The organism is Treponema sp., assembly GCF_045641405.1.
Taxonomy (GTDB): domain Bacteria; phylum Spirochaetota; class Spirochaetia; order Treponematales; family Treponemataceae; genus Treponema_D.
This window is the reverse complement of record NZ_JAZUGX010000041.1, coordinates 42296-63859: the sequence shown is the minus strand read 5'-3', so window position 1 is coordinate 63859 and position 21564 is coordinate 42296. Positions and strand designations below refer to the sequence as shown.

The following is a 21564-nucleotide window of genomic DNA, read 5'->3' as shown; positions in this document are numbered from 1 at the left end:
TGTTGCTGCGCCGATTGGACATGGCAACGTAGTTTCCTTGATGCCGCCTGTCGAAATCAAGCAATATCCACAAAATATGTGGTAGTTTCGAGAGCCTCAACCACCACATATCCTATAGCAATACAATTTCCGGACACAGCCATAAAAAAAAGCCAGCAGAAAAATACTGCCAGCTTTACCAATAGGAATTTGTCATCTAGAAATTTTCAATTATTCCTTTTAAGGAATCAAAAACAAAATCTGTAACTTTTCCTGTATCCTCATTTGGCCCTACCCTATCAGGAACCATTATGGTAACAAGACCTGCAGCCTTTGCACTCCTTAAACCATTGAGACTGTCCTCAATGGCAACACATTCTGAAGGTTCAAGTCCAAGATGATTTACAGCAGTGGCATAAATTTCAGGATCTGGTTTACTGTTTGTCACCATGTCACCGCAAATCAAAAACTCAAAATAATCATAAAGACCAGTATCCTTAAGCTGCTTTTCCACAACAATCTGCCTTGTAGAGGAAGCAAGGGCAAGCCTATAACCTTTTTCCTTGAGATAAGAAAGGCATTCCATTGCATGCGGTTTTGTCGCAATACCTTCCTCTGCCTCGATTTGTTTGAAATAGCTTGATGTGGCTGCCATGTAAGAATCCACATCAAAATCAGCACCAACTTCACGAAGAATTATTTCGCGGCTGGTTTTCTTGTTCGTACCACGGCAAAGAGAAATGATCCTCATGGCATCTTTAGGGTCCAAACCAAAATCCTTTGCAGCAAGTTCCCATGTTCGATCGCAAACCGTCTCCGTGTCCAGAAGAACACCGTCCATATCAAAAACAAAACCTTTAATCATGTGAGAACAATACAACATTACAGGAAATTAAACCACCGCTAAAAACTCCCCTACCCCACCACTCAAACTGCGACTTGCAACCAACGGTCCATTTTTCCCTATCCAGAATTCCATAATGTCAATAAACATTAAGAACAAAAAAATCAGCGGAACTGGGGTTTGTGTCAAAACACGACTTGCAACCGAAGGGTGAATTCTTTTCACCCCCCAAAAAATTTTATAAATCCAATATACTTAACAACCTAAAACTCGCGTAATGCAGGTTCATGCAAAAATGCGACTTGATTCCCGCGGAATCAAAATAACTTCCATCTCCTAAAAATTTTATAACGTCAATTTACATAACAGCTAAAAATACGCATAGCAGAGGTTCGAGTCAAATCGCGACTTGCAACCGTAGGGCGCACCGGAGCGAGCTTGGCGCGGTTCTCTGCGAGAGCGGATTTTAATTTTTAAGAAGTGTATTGACATTATAAATTAACAATGTTAAGTTAACCTTGTTATGAGATTACCGAACAAAGAACTTGAAAACCAGATTCTCCTTGCAGCCATCGAACTGCTCATGGAAAAAGAGCCTGCAGAAATCGGAATGCGCGACGTTGCAAAAAAATGTAGCGTAAGTGCAACATCAATCTACAACTACTACAGGGACAAGAATGAACTTTTCATGAAGATTTCCCTTTCCTGCTTGGCAGAACTTACGGAGAGAATGAAGTCTTCCCTAAAAGATGTGGAAGATCCTGTTGAAAAAATCAGAACATCTCTGAAAGTTTACAGAGACTGGTGCTTTGAAAAACCAAAGGTTGCAGTGCTTATTTTTTCAAAGCTGGAAGAAAATATCGGAGATGAGGACATCATGAATTTTTATGTCTGCAACAGGATGGGAGAAAATCTCCTTGCAGAATGTAAGGACAAGGGAATTTACAAAGGCAACGACATTCACCTTGATACGGGAATAATAATTTCCGGAATGTGGGGATGCATTGAATCCATCATTACAAAAAGAGCGGATCCTGATTTCTGGAACGAAGGTGTTGCTTTCACAGACAGGTTCATTGAAATGATGGTATCAACTCTTATTGGGGAAAAATTATGAAAGTTCTGGTGCTTAACGGAAGCCCAAGAAAAAACGGCGTCATTGAAAAAGTTTTAAGAAAAATTACAGACGGAACCGACTGTGATTTCGTGGATGTACACCAGTTGAATTTCGACTGGTGTCACGGTTGCATGGCCTGCAGATCAAAAGGAAACTGCATTCTTGAAAAGGATGATGCACACGTCATTGCGGAAAAAATAAAAGATGCTGATGTTGTTGTCATCGGTTCACCGTGCTACTGGGCCAACATGAGCGGAAAATTAAAAATGCTTTTTGACAGAATTGTCTATGCCATGATGTCGGAAAGCAAAAGAGGAATTCCAGTTCCCCTTAACAAAGGAAAAAAATGCATCATAGCAACTGCATGTACAACCCCCTACCCTTTCAATCTTCTGGCAAAACAAAGTTCAGGAGTTGTAAGAGAAATCAGGGAGATAACTAAATATGCAGGATTTAAATGCATCGGAGTAATACAGAAAGCTGGAACAAAAAAATCACGGGAACTTACAAAAAGAGAAATTGCCAGGTGCAATAGACTGAACAGAAAATTAAAAAAAATTGAATTTCAAAGGAACATAAAATGAAAAAAACAAAATTGCTTTTCTCCATACTTTGTACGGTAATCACATTCAGAGTGGCTGCTGAAAACACATTTGATTTTTATTCGGTGACGGATTTCGGCTACTATCCAAAATCGGATGTGGTATCAGGCGGAACACACTTTGCACCGGTAACAGGTCCATATTCAGGAGTTGAAGCAAGGGAAACCTTAAAGGCTGTCTACACGATTCCTACACCGGGAAACAATTTTCTTACTGAAGGAAACAAAATTTCCTTTGAGGGTGCACTTGCATTGACCCCTGTGTCATTGACACCAAAATTCAGTGTTTCCTACACGCCAGTTGCATTCCTCAATCTTTCCGCAGGTGCTGAAATCGGAACTGGATGGGAAATCCTTGGAATCAAAAGCATGTCCTGCTACGACAAGGAAGAAGCTGAATATAAACAGCAGGATGCATTCGGAACTTACTTCTACAAATTCTGGACATGCCCAACAATCATGTTTGACCTTGCGGCGGTGTGGCCTGGAGACTGGCATCATGTAGTCGCAGTGGCTTCATGCGAATTCAATTATTCTACCCTTGCCGGAGCAGACGATGATGATGAGCTCTTCCAGTGGGAAACAACACCGGGGAAAAAAGCAGGTGCTGGAATTTCACAGAATTACATTCTTGGATATCAGATGCCTTACAAGCTGAATCTTGTGGGAATAAAGTTCAATGTGGATGGATATCTATTCAAAAACATTGATAACCAGTACAGGAAATATAAGATCGACTACAAGACCTATTCCCTTGCGGGAGTTTTCAGCGTTCAGTTCACGGAAAAGGATTCCCTCTTTGGTCTTGTTGAATTCCGTACAAGAAGAAGCTATGAGGAATTTTCAAAATACCATGATGATGGAGAAAGCAAATACGAACCGCTTATGAACTATAGCGGACACGAATGGTATTTCCAGAGAGTGGGTTTCAGCTATACACATAAATTCTAGAATTTTGAGAGGAATAAAATGAAAAAAATTTTTGCATCGTTTTTATTGAATACCGCAGCTGCTTTTATGTGGGCGGAAAAAATTTCGGTTGCAGTAAATCCAGGTGAGGCATATTCAAACCGCGCACCACAAATTGCAGTATGGATTGAGGAATCAGACGGGACATACGTTGACACTTTGTTTGTAACAAAGAAGGCTTCGGGAAACAAATGGATCGGTTCTCCAAAAGACGGAAGACCGGAATCTTTGCCTGACTGGTACAAATCAAAAGGTCAAAATCCTGCAGTAAAAATTTCAAAGGATGAACTTGATGCAACAACAAGCGCAACACCAAAGAAAGGCATGGTAATTGAAAAGGATCTGACCCTTGAAAAAGGAAAGACATATGTATTCAAATGTCAGGCAAACCAGAGTTTTGATTACAATGAATTCTATACAAAACAGAATTCCGGTGTGGACGGACAGCCAGCAGTTCTTTACGCAGGTGAAATAATTCCGAATGGAACTGAAAAAGAAATAAAGCTTGAATTTTCAGGAAGCAAGGAAAACCTTACAACTGCGGATAAAATTATTGAAAGCATTTATGTAGTCATAAAGTAAAAACATAACATAGAAAAATATGAAAACCTACCAGTCAGTACGAGTCCAGCAAAACCGCTAGATATCGTCGCTACATGCAAAGCCCTGCAAGGAAACTATCTTTCAGGGCTTTGAATGTTTTTGCTGGCCTCTTCCTTCCTTCTCGGTTTTCATATGATTCATCTTTAATTTACTTTATTCTTTAATAGAACTTTCCATAATTGATTAAAGATCAATGAATTCTTTAGGCTTGAAGTTGTCTGCCATGGTCCAGGTGTGGGCCCTGCCGTTCTTAAGCCTGAATATCTTGAGGAAGTCCTTTACTTCTTCCTTTGATTTTCCCCACTGCCTTACGAATGCGCGTGACGGGTGGTTGTAGATTTCCTCAAAAATTTCATCGCTTTCATCAAGCTCAAATTTTCCTTCAACGCGAACCTGAGTTCCCTTGCACTGGAAACAAAGCTCGGCATTTGGATTTGCAACAAGCTGTTTGTAGAGTTCCTTGAAAGTTCCCGTGTGGAAAATGATTCCGTCTTCGCATGCCTTGAACATGAGAATTCCGCGGACACGAGGGAATCCGTTCTCATCCACTGTGGCAAGATGCATCACAGGATTTTCATTCATCATCTTGAACAATTCTTCCTTTGTCATATAAAGGGCCTCCTAAACATTTGGTTTATACTGAATACATAATACTCATATTCAGAATCAAGGCTTTTAAAAATCGCTCAAGAATTTGCTATTTTAGGTAGTGTTCCCTGTAGTCGCTTGGACTCATTTCATAGACTTTTTTGAAGGCGGCGGAAAAATGGGAAAGGGATGAAAAACCGCATTGTACGGCGATTTCGGAAACTGAAAAATCATTTCTCCTGAGAAGCTTCAGTGACTTGTTCAATCGGACAGAGGTAAGATAGTTCTTTGGAGAAGTTCCGACTTCCTTTGTAAAAAGCCTGTTGAAATTTGAAACGGACATGTTGGCATTTTTTGCAAGATGGGCAACAGTAAGATCCTCTCCACAATGAAGCTCGATGTACGTCTGCACCCTTCCGATTCTTTCATTTGTGGAAACGGAGCGCATGTCATAGTTCTCTCCAAGAAGACTGCGGATTATCCAGTGGGTCAAAAGCTTTGTCTGGCATTCAAGGGTGACCTCGGAATTCTTCATGTTCTTAGAAGATTCAAATGCAAAAAGATGGAGCATCTTAAGTACGTCGTGGCAGATCAGAAACTGCTCTCCCACATATCGCGGAATTTCCTTCTGGTACATTGAAAACTGGCTTTCAAAATAATCCCTGTCTATCATGATGGTGTAATAGTTTGGAAATTCTGTTCCCTTGTCTTCGTGGGGAATGTCCGGTGAAAGTATGGATGCAAGATAGTAATTTTTCTTAAGTTCAATTCTAGGCGGAATAAGAAAATCATCTGTTCCGAATTCAATTATGATCATGTAGGATGGATGGGTGTGGTTTTTCTTGATGGCAAATTCACAGAAACCTGCTGCCTGTATGAAAAGCGCAAATTTGTCATAGACATAGCAGTCCACATTTTTAAGGTTGCTTTCCGTTATGGTTTCACCTACGAGACTTTTTATCCTGTCCATATTTTCTATGTTTTCCATGCACTACCCTACCCCATTATGCCAATGAGAATTCCCATAACGATGATTGCCGCACAAATAGTTTTATGAAGGATGTTCTTTTCCCTGAATACGAATTTTCCGCCTATGATGGCAATGATTACGCTTGACTGCTTTATCAATGTCATGACGGTAATCTGGCTTTCAGGATATGCGTTGGCGATGAAAAGGGATTTGTCCATGACGATTAATCCAACGGCAAGAAACCATACCCAGATGTTTTTCCATACGCTTCTGTTTATCTTTACCCTTCTTACGAGAGCATAGATTGCATAGTAGACAACCATGAAAAAAGTATACCAGAATAGAAGCTGGCTTGAGTTCATTTCCTTCATGAGGATTTTATCAAGCAATCCAGAGACGGCGTTCAATATGCATGAAAGGAAAGCAAGGAAAATGAAAAAGGAATTTGAGGATTTTTTTTCATCTTGTAGAACAGCAATTACATTTGATTCCGCTTCAGTTAATCTTGCTTTTTTTTCAAAAGGATTGAACTTTAAAAAAAGAAGGCCACCGCTGACAAACACAAGGCCTATTCCCTTGTATAAAGTAATTTTTTCGCCAAGAACAATTACACCAAGGACCGTGGCAAACAAAACCCTTGAAAGATCAAGGACACCGCAAAGGCTTATCGGAAGTTTTTTTATCGCCTTGAATCCTGCAATCCACGCAACGAAAATTACGAAGGCTTTAAGTGCAACCCAAATATACTGGTTGAAAGAAAGTCCCCTTGCATTTGGAAACTGGGGAGAGCAAATGATCAGGGAAAGAAAAGTATATACAAGAAGAACTTCGATAACGGAATTCTTTTCAAGGGCCTTCTTCTTACATATTTCCCTTAAACCCTTTATGATTCCGTAGACCAAAACTAAAAGCATCCACATGACACTTAGGATATAAAAAAACCGCCTGCATTTCTACAGACGGTTTGAAAATCAATTTAATGTTGATTTAAGTTTTTATTTTTCATCCTCGTTGGTGATGCGGTCAACACCTACAACATAATCAGGATCCGTGATTGTTACAACCTTGATTCCGCTTGCACTTCTTCCCTGAACTGTGATGTCCTTAGCTTCAATGCGGACTGAAGTTCCCTGGCTTGTGATGCACATTACGCTGTCGCTTTCACGAACGCAAAGGGCTCCGATGATCTCACCCTTGTCATCAACATTTCCAAAAATTTTCTGTCCTCCGGTTCCACGACCGTGGGCACTGAATTCAGCAGGATCAACTCGTTTTCCAATTCCTTTTTCAGTGATTACAAGAATGCGGGCATCATCTTCCTTTTCGATTCTGATTGCGGCAGTAAGTTCATCACCACTTGCAAGCTTAAGACCTGCAACACCACGGCTTGTCTTACCCATAGGGCGAACATCATCTTCTTCAATTCTCAATGCCTGACCACGGCGGCTTACAAGCAGAAGTTCATCCTTTCCAGAAGAAAGAATAGAACTTACAAGGGTATCACCTTCATCAAGACGAACGGCTGTTGTTCCGCGTGATTTTGCATTTTTGAATTCACTTGTAGGAGTCTTTTTTACGACACCGTTTGCAGTTGCCATAAAGAGGAATTCATCATCCTTAAAATCCTTGAGGGCAACAGTTGTTGTGATGTCTTCATTTCCAAGAATAAGCAAAGACTTTACATGGCTTCCACGGCTTGTCTTGCTTGCCTCAGGGATTTCGTGAACCTTGACCCAATAAGCTTTTCCCGCAGTTGTAATGAACATAAGGTAGTCGTGTGTCGAAGCTACGAACATCTGGTTGATGTAATCTTCTTCAACAAGCTTAGCGGAAATAACTCCCTTGCCTCCCCTACCCTGACTCTTATACTGTGAAACAGGAACGCGCTTAATATAACCAAGTTTTGAAATGAGAACGCACATGTCCTCTTCCTTGATCATATCCTCAACGTTTATGGATTCAACTTCACCTGCAACAATGTCAGTTTTTCTGTCATCACCGAATTTTTCAACGATGGCAGTTGTCTCTTCCTTGATGAGGTTGAGGATTTTTTCATGGTGGGCAAGAAGATCTTCAAGACGTGCAATTTCTGCCTTGAGCTGTTCCATTTCAATCTTAAGTTCATCGATGCGCAAAGATGTAAGAACACCAAGACGAAGGTCTACGATTGCCTGTGACTGTTCCTCATCAAAACCGAATCTTGCCTCGAGTCTCTTCTTAGCTTCCGGTTCATCCTTGCTGGAACGGATGATCTGTATTACTTCATCAACACAGTCAACTGCAGTAATCTTTGCTTCAAGGATGTGTTCCTTTTTCTTTGCAACTGCAAGCTCAAACTTCGTGCGGCGTGTGATTACTTCATCGCGATGGTCGACAAAATGCTTTATTATCTGCTTGAGGTTTAAAACCTGAGGAGCAAGACCATTTCCAGAAGGAACGAGGGCAAGGTTTATGATTCCGTATGAAGACTGAAGAGGAGTCTTTGCAAAAATCTGATTGATTACAATCTTTGCAATTGCCGTCTTTTTAATATCAACTTCAATGCGTACATCATCACCATGGCTACCGTCATTTACACGGTCAATGCCTTCAATTACTCCATCCTTTGCAAGGTCGGCGATTTTTTTAACCAGGTCATCCGTTCTTGTCTGGTAAGGAATTTCAGTGAATACGATTTTTTCCTTACCCTTTGTATCTACTTCAATGGTAAAACGGGCACGGATTAAAATTTTTCCACGGCCAGTCTTATAGGCATCGGCAATGCCCTTCTTTCCAAAGATGATTCCACCTGTAGGAAAATCAGGACCCTTCATGTGCTGCATCAGGTCTTCAACTTTACATTCAGGATTATCGATGTAAGCACAGATAGCGGCTCCGACTTCCTTGAGATTGTGAGGAGGCATGTTAGTAGCCATACCGACAGCAATACCTGTAGAACCGTTACACAAAAGGAATGGGAATGCTGCAGGAAGAACCTTTGGTTCCTGTCTTGTATCATCAAAGTTTGGAGCAAAGTCAACTGTATCCTTCTTGATGTCCTCTACCATTACTTCGGCAACCTTTGACATCTTTGCCTCAGTGTAACGATAAGCGGCTGCAGGAGATCCGTCTATACCTCCGAAGTTACCCTGCTTTGTAACAGGCATGTACCTTAAAGAGAAAGCCTGACCAAGACGAACCATTGCATCGTAAACGGAAGCATCACCATGTGGATGGTAACGACCGAGTACATCACCGACTACGGTAGCACATTTTTTTGTCTTTCCACCGGAAGTCAAATTCTCTTCTGCCATGGCATAGAGAATACGGCGATGAACTGGTTTTAAACCGTCGCGTACATCAGGCAAAGCACGTTCTACAATTACCGACATGGAATAGTCGATGAAGGAACGCTGCATTTCATGTTCAATCGGTGCAGTTAAAACATATCCACCTTCAGGTGTCTGCTTTTCTTCGTATTTAATCTTCTCAATCATTTAATTATTTCCCGTCATTCTGAACTTGTTTCAGAATCAAATTATTAAAAGAGATCCCGAATCAAGCTCGGGATGACATTATCATTAAACATCCAAAGTTGCGTATTCTGCGTTTTCTTCGATGAACTTGCGGCGAGGATCTACATCATCACCCATGAGGATGGAGAATATCTGATCCGCCGTCTGGGCATCAGTAATCTTTACCTGCTTCATCTTACGGTTTTTTGGATCCATGGTAGTTTCCTTAAGCTCCTGCCATTCCATTTCACCAAGACCTTTGTAACGCTGAACTTCTGCCTTGTCTCGGTTTTCTCCAAGCTCTTCCAAAGCCATATCACGTTCTTCATCGCTGAAAACAAATTTCTTGTATTTCTGCTTTTTGTATTCAACGCGGTAAAGAGGAGGCATGGCAATATACACATATCCATTTTCAATCAGTTGAGGCATAAAGCGGAAGAAGAAGGTCATGAGCAAGGTTGAAATATGAGCACCGTCCACATCGGCATCAGCCATGATGATGATCTTGTGATAGCGAAGTTTTTCAATGTTAAAGTCCTTTCCAATTCCAGTGCCAAGGGAAGCAATTACAGGCCAAAGCTTTTCATTGCCCATAACTTTGGAAGGATCAACTTTTTCTACGTTGAGCATCTTACCCCAGAGCGGAAGAATTGCCTGGGTCTTTGGATTTCTACCCTGCTTTGCTGAACCGCCGGCAGAATCTCCTTCGACGATGTATACTTCACATTCCTCAGGTCTATTAGATGAACAGTCTGCAAGTTTTCCTGGAAGTCCAAAGGAATCCATTCCACTCTTGCGGTTTGTTTCAATCGCCTTACGTGCCTTGATGCGTCCCAAAGCTTCGTTTACTGCCTTTTCAAGAATTGAACTGCAGATCTGCGGATTCTGTTCAAACCACTGGGTAAGTTTTTCTGAAACAAGTGAATATACGATTGAGCGTACTTCTGTATTTCCAAGTTTCTGTTTTGTCTGTCCTTCAAACTGAGGTTCAGGAACCTTTACGGAAATGACTGCGGCAATACCAGTGCGTACATCTTCACCAGTAAGACGCTCCACCTTTACTTCCTTCTTTTTGTCGGCTTCACTAGGTTTCTTGTTTCTATCAACCTTTGGATTGAGTTTCTTGAAAAGCTTTTCATTGCTGTCCAAAGCCTTGTTCATTACAAAGGTAAGGGCGTTCTTGAAACCGTCCAGATGGGTTCCGCCTTCGCGTGTATTGATGTCGTTTACATAGGAATAGATGCTTTCTTCGTAACCATCGTTGTACTGAAGGGAAACTTCAGCAATCACGTCATTCTGTTCTCCAGTGATGTAAACAGGTTCTTCAGGAACAACCTTGTCGGCTTTTTTCTTATTCCTAAGTTCAGCATTAAGGAATTTTGTATATTCGTTTATACCGCCTTCAAATTTCAGGACCATTTCCTTGGCAGTCTCAAGGCGTTCATCACGGAATGTAATCTGTATTCCAGGATTGAGGAATGCAAGTTCACGAAGACGAGCAAGAAGAACATCAAAGTCATACTGGATAGTCTCAGTGAAGATAGTGGCATCACTTTTCCAACGGATGATAGTTCCAGTATGGTCGGTGGTACCTATTTCCTGTACCCCTTCCTTGTTTGGAATTCCTCTCTTGAATTTTTCACAATATACCTTACCGTCACGGTGGACTGTTGCCTCAAGCCAGTCAGAAAGAGCGTTTACACAGGAAACTCCAACACCATGAAGACCGCCAGAAACCTTGTAATTTGATTTATCAAACTTACCTCCAGCATGAAGCTTAGTCAAAACAAGCTCAAGGGCGGATATACCAGTTTTCTTATTTATATCGACAGGTATACCACGACCATCGTCTTCTACGCGGCAAATATCATCCCTTTCAAGGGCAACTATGATGTTATGGCAGAATCCTGCCATCGCTTCGTCTATACAGTTGTCTACGACTTCGTATACAAGATGGTGCAAACCGTTTGGACCAGTAGATCCAATGTACATACCAGGTCTTTTACGAACAGGTTCAAGACCTTCAAGAACCTGTATGTTGTCAGCACCGTATTCTTTGCTATCTGCCATTTATTTTCCTCGTTTTAAACTGAATTTTAAGGTATAAGAGATAAAAATATAACAAAAATCCCTTAAAATTTCAATAAAACAAGATACAAATTATATAGAAAAAAACATTAAAATATTTGATATAAAAACCTGCTTTATAATCGCGGAGTTTTAATGACCATACCTTCTGCTGCAAGTTTGTAGATTAGGTTATAAATACATTCCATGCTCAATTTTATTTTATTCATCTCCAGGTCACATCATGTTCCAAAACGCCAAATCAAATTTGAATTCATAAAAAAATTCAGATATAATCGCCCCTATGAGCAGTCAGAATTTCAAGATTTTCTGGGACGAAGTCCTAAACATGATACAGCAGGAATACATTGCAAACAAAAACTCTATCGAATTTGAAATCTGGTACAGAGGAATAAAGTACATTGAAGATTCAAATTCTGAGCTTACAGTTTCATTTCCTTCAAAATTCATGTTCAACACTTTAACTGACATGGGACACATACAGAACATAAAGAACAAGATAAAGGTTCTCTGCGGAAATGATATAACCATAAAACCTATATATGAGGATGAAAATTCAAAAAAATCTGCACTACTCACAGCAAATTCTGACACCCCATCATCTGTACCCATAAATAAAACAGATACAGATGATGAAATAAAATCAACGGGTACAGATGAAAACAAAAGTGTACCCATAAATTTGAATTATTCCCCTGTAAAAGAAGTAAAAAAGCATCCTCAACTAAGAGAAGACTATACATTTGATCGCTTTGTGGTAGGTGAGAATAATGAATTTGCCTACAGTGCATCTCTTGCTGCGGCAAAGGATCCAGGTAAAAAATTCAATCCTCTCCTTATATATGGAGGAACAGGTCTTGGAAAGACTCACCTGATGCAGTCGGTTGGAAACTACATATACAACAATCCTCCTGAGGGTAAAGAAAACATAAACATCTGCTATATAACCGCAGAAAACTTCACAAATGAATTCACAAAATCCCTGAGGGAAAAAACTACGGAAGCCTTCAAATCAAAATACAGGAAAATAGATGTACTGCTACTCGATGACATCCACTTTTTTGAAAAGAAGGATTCCACCCAGGATGAACTTTTCTATACCTTTGAAGCCCTTTTCCAGAGAAAATCCCAGATGATTTTCACCTGCGACAGCCATCCTTCAAAACTCAATGACATAGATGAAAGACTTAAGTCAAGATTCAACCTTGGAACTCCAATAGATCTTCAGCCTCCAAGCTATGAAATGAGGATTGCCATTCTTCAGAAAAAGCTGGAACTCAAGGGTAAAACTGCACCTGCGGAAGTAATTGAATATGTAGCAAGAAACATTCAGTCCAACGTCCGTGAACTTGAAGGCAACCTAAACAAGCTTATAGGCTATGCAGAACTTATGGAAAAAGAACTTACCATTGAGCTTACAAAAAAGCTTCTAAGCGACAGCATTACAGGCAATACAGACGAATCTGTAACCATCGATACTATACTTAAGGTTGTCTGCAACTATTACAACATAACAATAGCAGACATAAAGGGTACAGCCAGAAATCCTAAATTCGCAATGCCTCGTCACATAGCGGTTTATCTTTCAAGAAAATTGACTGACAGAACCTTCACTGAAATAGCAGGAGAACTTGGTGGAAGAGATCATACCACCATAATGAACAGCAACAAGAAGATAGAAAGCCTTCTAAAGACCGATGAAAGCATGATAGATACCCTTGAGATACTTACAAGGAAGATAAGGGAATATAAGAAGATATAGAATTTAAATGTGGAAAACTATATGTGATTATGATATTATGATGTGGATAACTTGTGTATAAGTTCAACCAATGTGGAAAAGTGTATAAAAAGTGAATTTCCACATCATACTTATTCACAATATAAATCCATATAATATATAGAAATAAGGGACTTCTTAATGAATTCACATCCCCTATTATTACTACTACTAAAATTTATAAATTTATAAATTCTTAGTGCTGTGAATTCAAAAAACTAAAATGTATATTTATGCAAAAATTATGCATACGAAATTCCATATGCTGATTTTAGCAAGGAGATAAAAATGAAATTTACATTTGATAGAGATTCATTGCTTAAGGAAGTTTCTATTGCCCAGGAAATCATTTCTACAAAGAATGCAAGTTCTATTCTTTCTAATATCCTTATCAGCGCACAGGACAATAGGCTTATTCTTAAGGCAACCGACATAAAGATAAATTTTGAAACTCAGATACCCGTTCAGGTAATAGAAGAAGGAACAACCACAGTTTACTGTGACAAATTCCTTGGAATATTGAATGCCTTGCCTTCTGGGGAAATTGAATTCTTACAGGAAGTAAATGAAGAGAATTCTGTTAAGGTTAAAATTTCAACTTTTGATAAAAGAAACAAGTTTGAAATGAGAAGCATGTCGGATGAAAAATTCCCTGATTTCTTCAGTGCTGAAAATGTTCCTTACTTTGAGGTTTCTTCAAAAGAAATAAAGGAGATGATTGCCCAGACTTATTTTGCCGTAAGTGAAGATGAAACCCGCTATTTCATGAACGGTGTATATTTTGAGAAAAAGGATGAAAGCCTTAATCTGGTTGCTACCGACGGAAGAAGATTGAGCTTTGCGTCTAAAAAGCTTGAAGGATTGTTTGATTTCCGTTCTGCCATCGTCCATCCAAAAATTCTTAACATAGTTCTTAAGCATGCTCCTGAAGAAGGAAACATCTTTATTGCAATCGTGGAAAGAATGATTTTCTTTAAGTTTGCAAACCATAAATTCGGAGCAGTCCTTATTGAAGGAAATTTCCCTAACTATAAAGCTGTAATTCCTGAAAATCAGGAACGCTACCTTCTTGTGGAAAAGGCAGATCTTTTAAATGCGTTGAAGAGTGTTTCTCAGATGGTTGATAGAAAAGCTGGAAGAATTTATTTCAACATATCCAACGGTAATCTTAAGGTTTCTTCTGCTCAGGTTGATATTGGTAGTGCTGATGCTGAAATTCCTTGCATGTATGCTGGTGATGAATTTTCAATTGCAATGAACTATGGATATGTTGAGGAACCACTTCGCGGAATTACTACAGATGTGGTAGCTTTTGAATTCACTGAAGAAATGAAGGCATTTACAATGAGGCCTGAACCTGCAGGAGACTATTTCCACATCATCATGCCTATGCAGAAAGAATAGGATTCTCTGGAAATAAAGAGTGCCCTTCATTTCATTGACTCCATATAATTTCAGAAACCTCTCAAACGAGACTATTGATCTGTCTTCCAGGGAGGTTTTTTTCATAGGTGAAAACGGACAGGGGAAGAGCAATTTTCTTGAGTCATTGTATTATTGTGCCTATGGTTCTTCTTTTAGGACACATCAGGAAAATGAGATTATAAAGAACAATGAAAGTGAGATGAGTTTATATTCCATGTTCCGCGAGGAATCAGGATCCACTCACACTACCCTTCTTAAAATCAAAGATAAGAAAAAATCCATCGAAAAAGATGGAAAGAACATACATGACAGAAAAGAACTTGTTAATACTATTCCATGTGTACTTTATAGCCATGATGATCTTGATTTTGCCGTAGGTGCTCCTGAAAGAAGAAGGTTCTTTATTGACCAGTCACTAAGCATGTACGATGTGATGTACATAGACGTGATGAGAAGGTTCAGAAAAATACTTAAGAGCAGAAACCTTTGTCTTGCTGAAAGAAATTTAAGTCTAATTGAATCCTATGACATACAGCTGATACAGAATGGAATTGAAATTCAGAAGAAAAGAAAATCCGCTGTTTTTAAATTCAATCAGATTTTTGACAGAATATATGAAGAATTAACGGGAATCGACGGTGTGCATGTAAGATATTTTCCTTCATGGAAAGAATATGGAGAAGGTCTAGACTGTGACTATATTATGAAGGAATACCTGTTCAAAAACAGGGAAATGGAAATAATGAGGGGAACTACCCTGAGTGGTCCTCACCGTGACAGAATAGTATTTGAAAGGAATGGAAGTGCTTTCATTCCAAAGGCATCCACAGGACAAAGAAGACTTGTTTCCCTTATTCTAAGAACGGCACAGGCGGTTTTCTATAGTCAGATAACGGGAAAGAAGCCTGTTCTTCTTATGGATGATGTTCTTCTTGAACTTGATCCTGAAAAAAGAAAGAAGGTTACTGCTCTGCTTCCTGAATATGATCAGCTTTTCTGTACTTTTCTTCCTGGTGAACCATATGATAGATACAAGAGGGAAAATACTCTTGTATATGAAATCAAAGAAGGAAAATGGAATAGGTCCATATGAATGAAAATGTTATGACTGCGGCCAACTTGATGGAAAATCTTTTTTCCCACATTGCGGTGGAAGATGCAAATAAAGCGGCCAATATATACAGCGAATGGAACAGGATAGTATCAAAGATAAAGTCTTCTCCAGATATTGACGAAAAAAGAAATGACTACCTTGGAAACAACCTATATGACCATTCAAGGATTGTCGATATAAGGAATGGTGTGCTTCTGGTAGAGGCAGATCATCCAGGATATATTTCTCTTCTTCAGTTCTACAAGAATTTCATATTGAAGGGATTCCAGATGAATGGAAACAAATATGGAATAAGGAACATTGCATTCAAGCTTGCTGGGGCAAGAGGATTTGCAGAAGAGACAGTGGAAATGAAAGAAAAAGCAGGAAGGGATATTGCTGAACTGCAGATAAAGGAAGAAGAAAAAGGACCTAAACCTGCGGAATCTGAACTTCTTTCAAAAAGAAAGAACAGGGAGTTGCCTCCTGATCTTAAATCGATATTTGAAGATATTGAAAAAGATTTTGAAAAACGTTGAAAACAAAGGAATTTTAAGGAATTCCTTAAAAAAACTTATCATTTTGTATAGGTTTTATTGTTGACCAAGTCTTTAAAATAATGATAATATCGCTTACTAAAATTGAAATTATTTTAATATAATAGAGGAGTCGTCATATGTTACGTACATACCAGCCAAGTAAAGTTAAGCGCAATAGAAAGTTTGGTTTTCGCGCTAGAATGGCAACAAAAGGTGGAAGAATGGTTCTCGCTAGAAGAAGAGCTAAGGGTCGCCATAAGCTCTCTGTATCAGACGAGAAGAAGCCTTACTGATAATAAGTGAAATAGGATGGATACGGACTTGTTAAAAACAGGTTTTTTTAAGCGTGAAGAACACATAAAAAAACCTGCCGACATCCAGAAACTTTTTAAGACGGGGAAGAAAGTCAGTGTGAAAGGAGCAAAACTCTTTTTCATGCTGAATGATAAGAATATCAACCGCATAGGTTTTCCCCTTCCCCGTGGTTACGGCAACGCTGTAGAAAGAAACAGATCCAAGCGTTACAGCCGTGAAACATATCGTTTTTTTAAAGCACACCTGAACACCGGCTACGATATGCTTTTTTTAGTATATCCCGGAAATGACTCGTTCCTCTCGCGGTGTGAACAATTTAAGACATTATGCATAAAAGCTGGTTTATTGAAGGGTTGAGAAATTTCCTTGTGAAATTCATGTGCCTTTTGATACGGTTTTATCAAGTTTGTATTTCTCCTCTTTTGCCAGACTGCTGTCGTTATACGCCCAGCTGTTCTCAGTATGCCATTGAAGCAATCAGAAAACATGGTCCCTTAAAGGGATTTTATCTTGCCGTCAGAAGAATACTGCGATGCAATCCTTTTCATGAAGGGGGATATGATCCTGTTCCCTGACGGCAGAAAGAGGATTTATCATGGATAAAAACAGTATTATTGCCGTTGTTCTTTCAAGTCTGGTTCTTATAGGATCATTCTTCATTCAGAGCAAGTACATAGCGCCTAAAAAGCAGGCACAGGCAGAAGCCCAGGCTGCAGAAATGCAGGCTCAGAAAGAAATGGAAAAAGAAAAGGCACAGTCAGAAAACGAAATGATTTCTGCTTCTTTTGCCGAAGAAACTTCTTCCACAGACGAAAATGTTTCCGAAAAGGAATATGTAATATCAACAAATAAGGCTAAGGTTGTCTTTACAAACAAGGGTGGAGATGTATTGAGCTACAAACTCCTTGAACACAAGGACAAGGAAACAGGTGACGGTGTTGAAATGGCAATGAACGTTTCAGCATACAACAAGGCCTTTACTACAGCATTCGGCGGTTTTGACGGTGCAGTACTTGATGACATTTTCAATGTTTCAATGAAGGATTCAAAGACAATTCTTTTCTACCGCGATTATGAAATCAAGGATTCAGACGGAAATCCACACAGGTTTACATTCGGAAAGAAATATACTTTTGCCGATGACGACTATGCTTTCAAGCTTGAAATTTCAGTGCTTTCAAAGGAAGAAGGAAATAAGCTTGATTTGAGCGGTTCAGCCTATACAATCAGAACATCACCACAGATTGGACCAAAATATGACAAGAAAAACCGTTACGAAGTAAGACAGTTCCTTGCATTGAATGGTGCAAAGAAAATCAGAAAAAATATTACTGACAGGGTTTATGAAATTGGTGACCTTGAATGGGCGGGTACAGGCGGTAAATACTTTACAATGCTCATTAAGCCTGTTGCACCTCTTACAATGAATTCTTCCGTAAAGGCAATTTCCGACAAGGGAGATACAACTCAGGTAATGCTTTCAAGAAAAGCAATTACTGAAAAAAATGTAAACGATACATACTACATTTATGTTGGACCTCGCCAGGAAGCAGAGCTCATCAAATACAATGACCAGACAAAGAATGCATGGAACCTTACAAACACAAGGCTCAACATGGCATTGCAGTCAAGCGGTCTTTTCTCCCCTATCGAAAGAATCCTCAAGTGGTCTCTTGATAAGATTCATGGACCTGTAGGTAACTGGGGTGTTTCAATCATCATACTTACATTGATTCTCAAGATAATCCTCTTCCCTCTCAACAAGAATCAGGCGGTAGGTTCACTCAAGATGCAGGAACTTCAGCCAAGAATGAAGGAAGTTCAGGAAAAGTATAAGAATGACCAGGCAAAGCTTGGTGCTGAAATGCAGAAGCTTTACAAGGAAGTGGGATACAACCCTATGTCAGGTTGTCTTCCAATGATCGTTCAGATGTTCATCCTCTTTGCAATGTACAACGTATTCAACAACTACTTTGAATTCCGCGGTGCAAGCTTCGTTGCAGGATGGATAGATGACCTTTCTACAGGTGATTCAATCTGGACATGGAACAAGGCAATTCCTTTCATTTCTGGATTCACAATGAACAACTTGAGGCTTCTTCCTTTCATCTACACAATTTCTCAGCTTTTGAACGGAAAGATTACACAGTTCGGTAACCCAGGAGCAGCTTCCAGCCAGAGCCAGATGAAGATGATGACATACGGTATGCCTATCATGTTCTTCTTCCTCTTCTACAATGTTCCAAGTGGACTTCTCCTTTACTGGACAACAAGCAACATCCTTCAGATTGGACAGCAGCTTGTTATCAACAGCGTAATGAAGAAGAAGAGAAAGGAAATGGCTGCAAAGAAGCCTGTAAATGCCAATGAACTCAAGTTCAAGGGCGGAAAGAAAAAAACAAGATAAAGATAATAACTTTTTTAAGGGAGTATTATATGACATACGAATACGAAGGAAAGACAGAAAAGGAAGCCATTGAAAAGGCAGCTTCGGAACTCGGTCTTGAAAAGGATCAGTTTGATGTAGAAATTCTTGAATCACAGAAGAAAAGCCTTTTTAAGAACGGATATGTTAAGATCCGCGTTCACACAGTTGATTCTCAGAATCAGGTTTCATCAGAATTTGACGGAAAGATTTCCGATTCAGTTTCAAGGGCGGTAGTTTCAAATCCAATGCCACAGGATGAATTTGAACAGAAACTCGTAGACTTTACGAAGACTGTCGTAGAAAAAATGGGTTATGAAGTTGCAGTTGAGATCATGTTCCGCGAAGACAGAAAGATTGGTATCAAGCTTACAAGCAGCTCTTCTTCAATCCTCATTGGACGCAAGGGAAAGAATCTTGATGCACTCCAGCTCATCGTAAACATCTATGCAGGTCACCTTGGAAGGGAAGACGTACGCGTTATTCTCGATACAGAAAACTACAGGATCCGCCGCGAAGAATCCCTTGTTCGCCTTGCCTATGTAACAGCAGACAAGGTTCGTCAGAAGAAGACATCAATGCTTCTTGAGCCGATGAATCCTTTTGAACGCCGTCTTATCCATACAACTTTAAATGATATTGCAGATGTTGAAACCAAATCGGAAGGAGATGGTTTATATAAACAGGTACGCGTAATCTATAAGGGAGTACGCTGATAAATCAAAGCCCGAGAGGTGCTTATGAAAAAGCTGTTTATTTTTATGGCCGCCGTTGCCATGGGTATCGGTGGCAGTGCCTTTTCCTATACTGCAAGGGATATTGTAGGTGAGGAAAACTACGATATTCTTAAAAAGGAAGGCAAAATTCAGGTAAACAGGTTCAACGATGAATCAAACACTCTTGAACTTTTACCTGATACTGAAGTTTCTAAAAAGGTTTTTGGAGGATGGAAGGAACTCAACCTTACATCCATGACAGGAGAGAATCTATACCTTCTTCCAAAAAACGGGACTTCCATTGACGATGTTTCCGTAATACTCAGGGCTGTAAGCAGGCTTGAAGGAACGGAATATTATTCAAACAGGAAAAAAAGAACTGAAATTCTGTACAAGAATGCCTATTGCATAAAGGATGCTTCGGACAGGACAAAGGTTCCTGACATGACTGAAGGAAATGCAGACGGCCAGGTTCAATATTGTCTCCTTGATGATCATTCCCTTGGCAAGACAAACTACAGAATTTCTTATACACAGACGGCAGATGAAGTGGCTGCAGAATTTACTAACGTTAGTTCTGTAAGCTATGGACCTGTACGGGCAGTTTCAAACGGCAATCTTGTCATTGGAGCTGTCTTTATTGACTGTGGTGATGAATACCTGGTTTATATGGCCGAGAAAGCAGATTTCTTCAGTCTTGGTTTTCTTGAGGACAAGATAAAGAAATCCTTGCTGTCGAGGCTTGATGCAATCTATGGATGCTTCATGAAACAGGTGGGAGGAAATAAATGAAAAAACTGGTTGCGGCTTTGTGTACAGGACTTGTGTTCCTTTCGTTTGGAGGATGCAAGCCAAAGAAGACAGACAACAAAACAACAACAATAAAGAAGGAGGCTGTGAAAAACATGAGCGGCGAAAAATCAATCGAAGGAAAGGAAGGTCTTTTTGCTGTAATTTCTACAGACAAGGGAGACATTGCAATTGAACTTCTTTACAAGGATACACCAATGACAGTAACAAACTTCGTTGGTCTTGCAGAAGGAACTCTTGATGCAGCAAAGGGAAAGCCATTCTATGATGGCCTCAAATTCCACCGCGTAATTGCAGATTTCATGATTCAGGGCGGTGACCCACAGGGAACAGGTGCAGGTGGCCCAGGATATAAATTCGGCGACGAATGGTGCGACAAGTATCAGTTTGACAAGCCGGGTTACCTTGCAATGGCAAATGCAGGTCCAAACACAAACGGATCTCAGTTCTTCATTACACATGTCCCTACTCCATGGCTCAACGGAAAGCACACAATTTTTGGTATCGTAGTAGACGAAGAAAGCCAGGCAGTTGTAAACGCAGTTGCACAGGGCGATAAGATGAATTCCATCAAGATATACCGCAAGGGTGCAGATGCTGAAAAGTTCAATGCAACACAGTCAGATTTTGACAAGATGGTAGAAGTTGCAAAGAAAGCTGCTGCTGAAGCAAAGAAGAAGGCAAATGCTGCAAAGATTGCCGCTGTTGAAAAGGCTTTCCCAGGTTTTGCAACAGATGAAAATGGAATCTATTGGAAGACTAAAAAGGAAGGCAAGGGAGATAAGTGTGGTGCCAGAAAGATGGTTACAACTGAATACAAGGGATACCTTGTTGATGGTACTGTTTTCGATGGTTCTGCAAAACTTCTTAAGGGTGGACATGAACCTCTGGACTTTATGACAGCTGGCGGACAGATGATTCCTGGCTTTGACATCATGGTTCAGGACATGAAGGTTGGAGAATTAAGGACAATTGTTGTGCCAAGTGACCTTGCCTACGGTGACCAGGGTTATCCTGGAGTAATTCCTGGCGGCGCATACATTGCATTCGATATCGAGCTTGTAAAGATCAAATAAATTCAGCTTAAGGCTAAAAATACAGAAGGCTGCGGAAATAATTCTGCAGCCTTTTTTGTTTGGCTATGTCCGGAAATTGTATCATTGTCGGACTGGATCCTACAATCTTGAATATTAAAAGACCTCCGGGTT

The 21564-nt window shown here is 39.9% G+C and carries 21 protein-coding genes; 15 read left to right on the top strand and 6 right to left on the bottom strand.

All coding sequences use genetic code 11. The annotated features are described in order from the left end of the window. Positions 1–196: 196 nt before the first annotated feature. The gene (locus ACKI39_RS06535) at positions 197–844 is read right to left on the bottom strand and encodes an HAD family hydrolase (protein ID WP_407398833.1); all 648 of its coding nucleotides are present in this window, start codon (positions 842–844) and stop codon (positions 197–199) included. Between the two features lie 502 nt (positions 845–1346). Between ACKI39_RS06535 and ACKI39_RS06530 the strand changes: the two genes are divergently transcribed. From ACKI39_RS06530 to ACKI39_RS06515, 4 genes are read left to right on the top strand one after another with little or no spacing between them, the layout of a single operon-like run. Then, on the top strand, positions 1347–1940 hold the full coding sequence (locus ACKI39_RS06530) for a TetR/AcrR family transcriptional regulator (protein ID WP_318691544.1): 594 nt from the start codon (positions 1347–1349) through the stop codon (positions 1938–1940). Next, positions 1937–2524, top strand: coding sequence for a flavodoxin family protein (locus tag ACKI39_RS06525; RefSeq protein ID WP_407398831.1), 588 nt, complete (start codon positions 1937–1939; stop codon positions 2522–2524). Before ACKI39_RS06530 ends, ACKI39_RS06525 begins: the two co-directional genes overlap by 4 nt. Then, positions 2521–3492 carry a hypothetical protein gene (locus ACKI39_RS06520; RefSeq protein ID WP_407398829.1) on the top strand — a complete coding sequence of 324 codons (972 nt, stop codon included), beginning with the start codon at positions 2521–2523 and terminating at the stop codon, positions 3490–3492. The genes ACKI39_RS06525 and ACKI39_RS06520 overlap by 4 nt, the downstream gene beginning before the upstream one ends. Positions 3493–3510: 18 nt before the next feature. After that, positions 3511–4092, top strand: coding sequence for a DUF2271 domain-containing protein (locus ACKI39_RS06515; RefSeq protein ID WP_407398827.1), 582 nt, complete (start codon positions 3511–3513; stop codon positions 4090–4092). A 204-nt stretch (positions 4093–4296) separates the two neighbouring features. Here the strand turns inward: ACKI39_RS06515 and ACKI39_RS06510 are convergent, their stop codons facing one another. The 5 genes from ACKI39_RS06510 to gyrB all read right to left on the bottom strand — a co-directional run bounded on the left by ACKI39_RS06510 (position 4297) and on the right by gyrB (position 11235). Then, positions 4297–4722 carry a pyridoxamine 5'-phosphate oxidase family protein gene (locus tag ACKI39_RS06510; protein WP_407398825.1) on the bottom strand — a complete coding sequence of 142 codons (426 nt, stop codon included), beginning with the start codon at positions 4720–4722 and terminating at the stop codon, positions 4297–4299. An 88-nt stretch (positions 4723–4810) separates the two neighbouring features. Continuing rightward, a complete protein-coding gene (locus tag ACKI39_RS06505; protein WP_407398823.1) occupies positions 4811–5689 on the bottom strand; it encodes an AraC family transcriptional regulator in 879 nt (292 codons plus the stop codon). A gap of 8 nt (positions 5690–5697) precedes the next feature. Further along, positions 5698–6591 (bottom strand): EamA family transporter, encoded by an 894-nt coding sequence (locus ACKI39_RS06500; RefSeq protein WP_407398822.1) that lies wholly within the window; start codon positions 6589–6591, stop codon positions 5698–5700. A gap of 75 nt (positions 6592–6666) precedes the next feature. After that, positions 6667–9147, bottom strand: a complete 2481-nt coding sequence (gyrA, locus tag ACKI39_RS06495) for a DNA topoisomerase (ATP-hydrolyzing) subunit A (protein WP_407398820.1) — start codon at positions 9145–9147, stop codon at positions 6667–6669. An 84-nt stretch (positions 9148–9231) separates the two neighbouring features. Continuing rightward, a complete protein-coding gene (gene gyrB / locus ACKI39_RS06490) occupies positions 9232–11235 on the bottom strand; it encodes a DNA topoisomerase (ATP-hydrolyzing) subunit B (protein WP_407398818.1) in 2004 nt (667 codons plus the stop codon). A gap of 301 nt (positions 11236–11536) precedes the next feature. Between gyrB and dnaA the strand changes: the two genes are divergently transcribed. The 11 genes from dnaA (at position 11537) to ACKI39_RS06435 (ending at position 21432) form a co-directional block, all read left to right on the top strand. Then, positions 11537–13015, top strand: a complete 1479-nt coding sequence (dnaA, locus tag ACKI39_RS06485; RefSeq protein ID WP_407398816.1) for a chromosomal replication initiator protein DnaA — start codon at positions 11537–11539, stop codon at positions 13013–13015. Between the two features lie 306 nt (positions 13016–13321). Continuing rightward, positions 13322–14437, top strand: a complete 1116-nt coding sequence (dnaN, locus tag ACKI39_RS06480; RefSeq protein ID WP_407398814.1) for a DNA polymerase III subunit beta — start codon at positions 13322–13324, stop codon at positions 14435–14437. 19 nt (positions 14438–14456) lie between these two features. Further along, positions 14457–15551, top strand: a complete 1095-nt coding sequence (recF, locus tag ACKI39_RS06475; RefSeq protein ID WP_407398812.1) for a DNA replication/repair protein RecF — start codon at positions 14457–14459, stop codon at positions 15549–15551. Further along, positions 15548–16090, top strand: coding sequence for a DciA family protein (locus tag ACKI39_RS06470; protein WP_407398810.1), 543 nt, complete (start codon positions 15548–15550; stop codon positions 16088–16090). Before recF ends, ACKI39_RS06470 begins: the two co-directional genes overlap by 4 nt. A 137-nt stretch (positions 16091–16227) precedes the next feature. After that, positions 16228–16383, top strand: a complete 156-nt coding sequence (gene rpmH / locus ACKI39_RS06465) for a 50S ribosomal protein L34 (RefSeq protein ID WP_318689530.1) — start codon at positions 16228–16230, stop codon at positions 16381–16383. A gap of 16 nt (positions 16384–16399) precedes the next feature. Then, positions 16400–16762, top strand: a complete 363-nt coding sequence (gene rnpA / locus ACKI39_RS06460; RefSeq protein ID WP_407398807.1) for a ribonuclease P protein component — start codon at positions 16400–16402, stop codon at positions 16760–16762. Then, positions 16759–16980: a membrane protein insertion efficiency factor YidD gene (gene yidD, locus ACKI39_RS06455; protein WP_407398805.1), complete on the top strand. Its 222-nt coding sequence runs from the start codon at positions 16759–16761 to the stop codon at positions 16978–16980. Before rnpA ends, yidD begins: the two co-directional genes overlap by 4 nt. A gap of 20 nt (positions 16981–17000) precedes the next feature. After that, entirely contained in the window at positions 17001–18812 is a 1812-nt protein-coding gene (gene yidC / locus ACKI39_RS06450) for a membrane protein insertase YidC (protein ID WP_407398803.1), read from the top strand. A 29-nt stretch (positions 18813–18841) separates the two neighbouring features. Then, positions 18842–19546, top strand: a complete 705-nt coding sequence (gene jag / locus ACKI39_RS06445; protein WP_407398801.1) for an RNA-binding cell elongation regulator Jag/EloR — start codon at positions 18842–18844, stop codon at positions 19544–19546. Positions 19547–19570: 24 nt separating this feature from the next. Beyond that, positions 19571–20338, top strand: coding sequence for a DUF6675 family protein (locus ACKI39_RS06440; RefSeq protein WP_407398799.1), 768 nt, complete (start codon positions 19571–19573; stop codon positions 20336–20338). After that, positions 20335–21432, top strand: coding sequence for a peptidylprolyl isomerase (locus ACKI39_RS06435; protein ID WP_407398797.1), 1098 nt, complete (start codon positions 20335–20337; stop codon positions 21430–21432). Before ACKI39_RS06440 ends, ACKI39_RS06435 begins: the two co-directional genes overlap by 4 nt. The last annotated feature ends 132 nt before the right edge of the window (positions 21433–21564 follow it).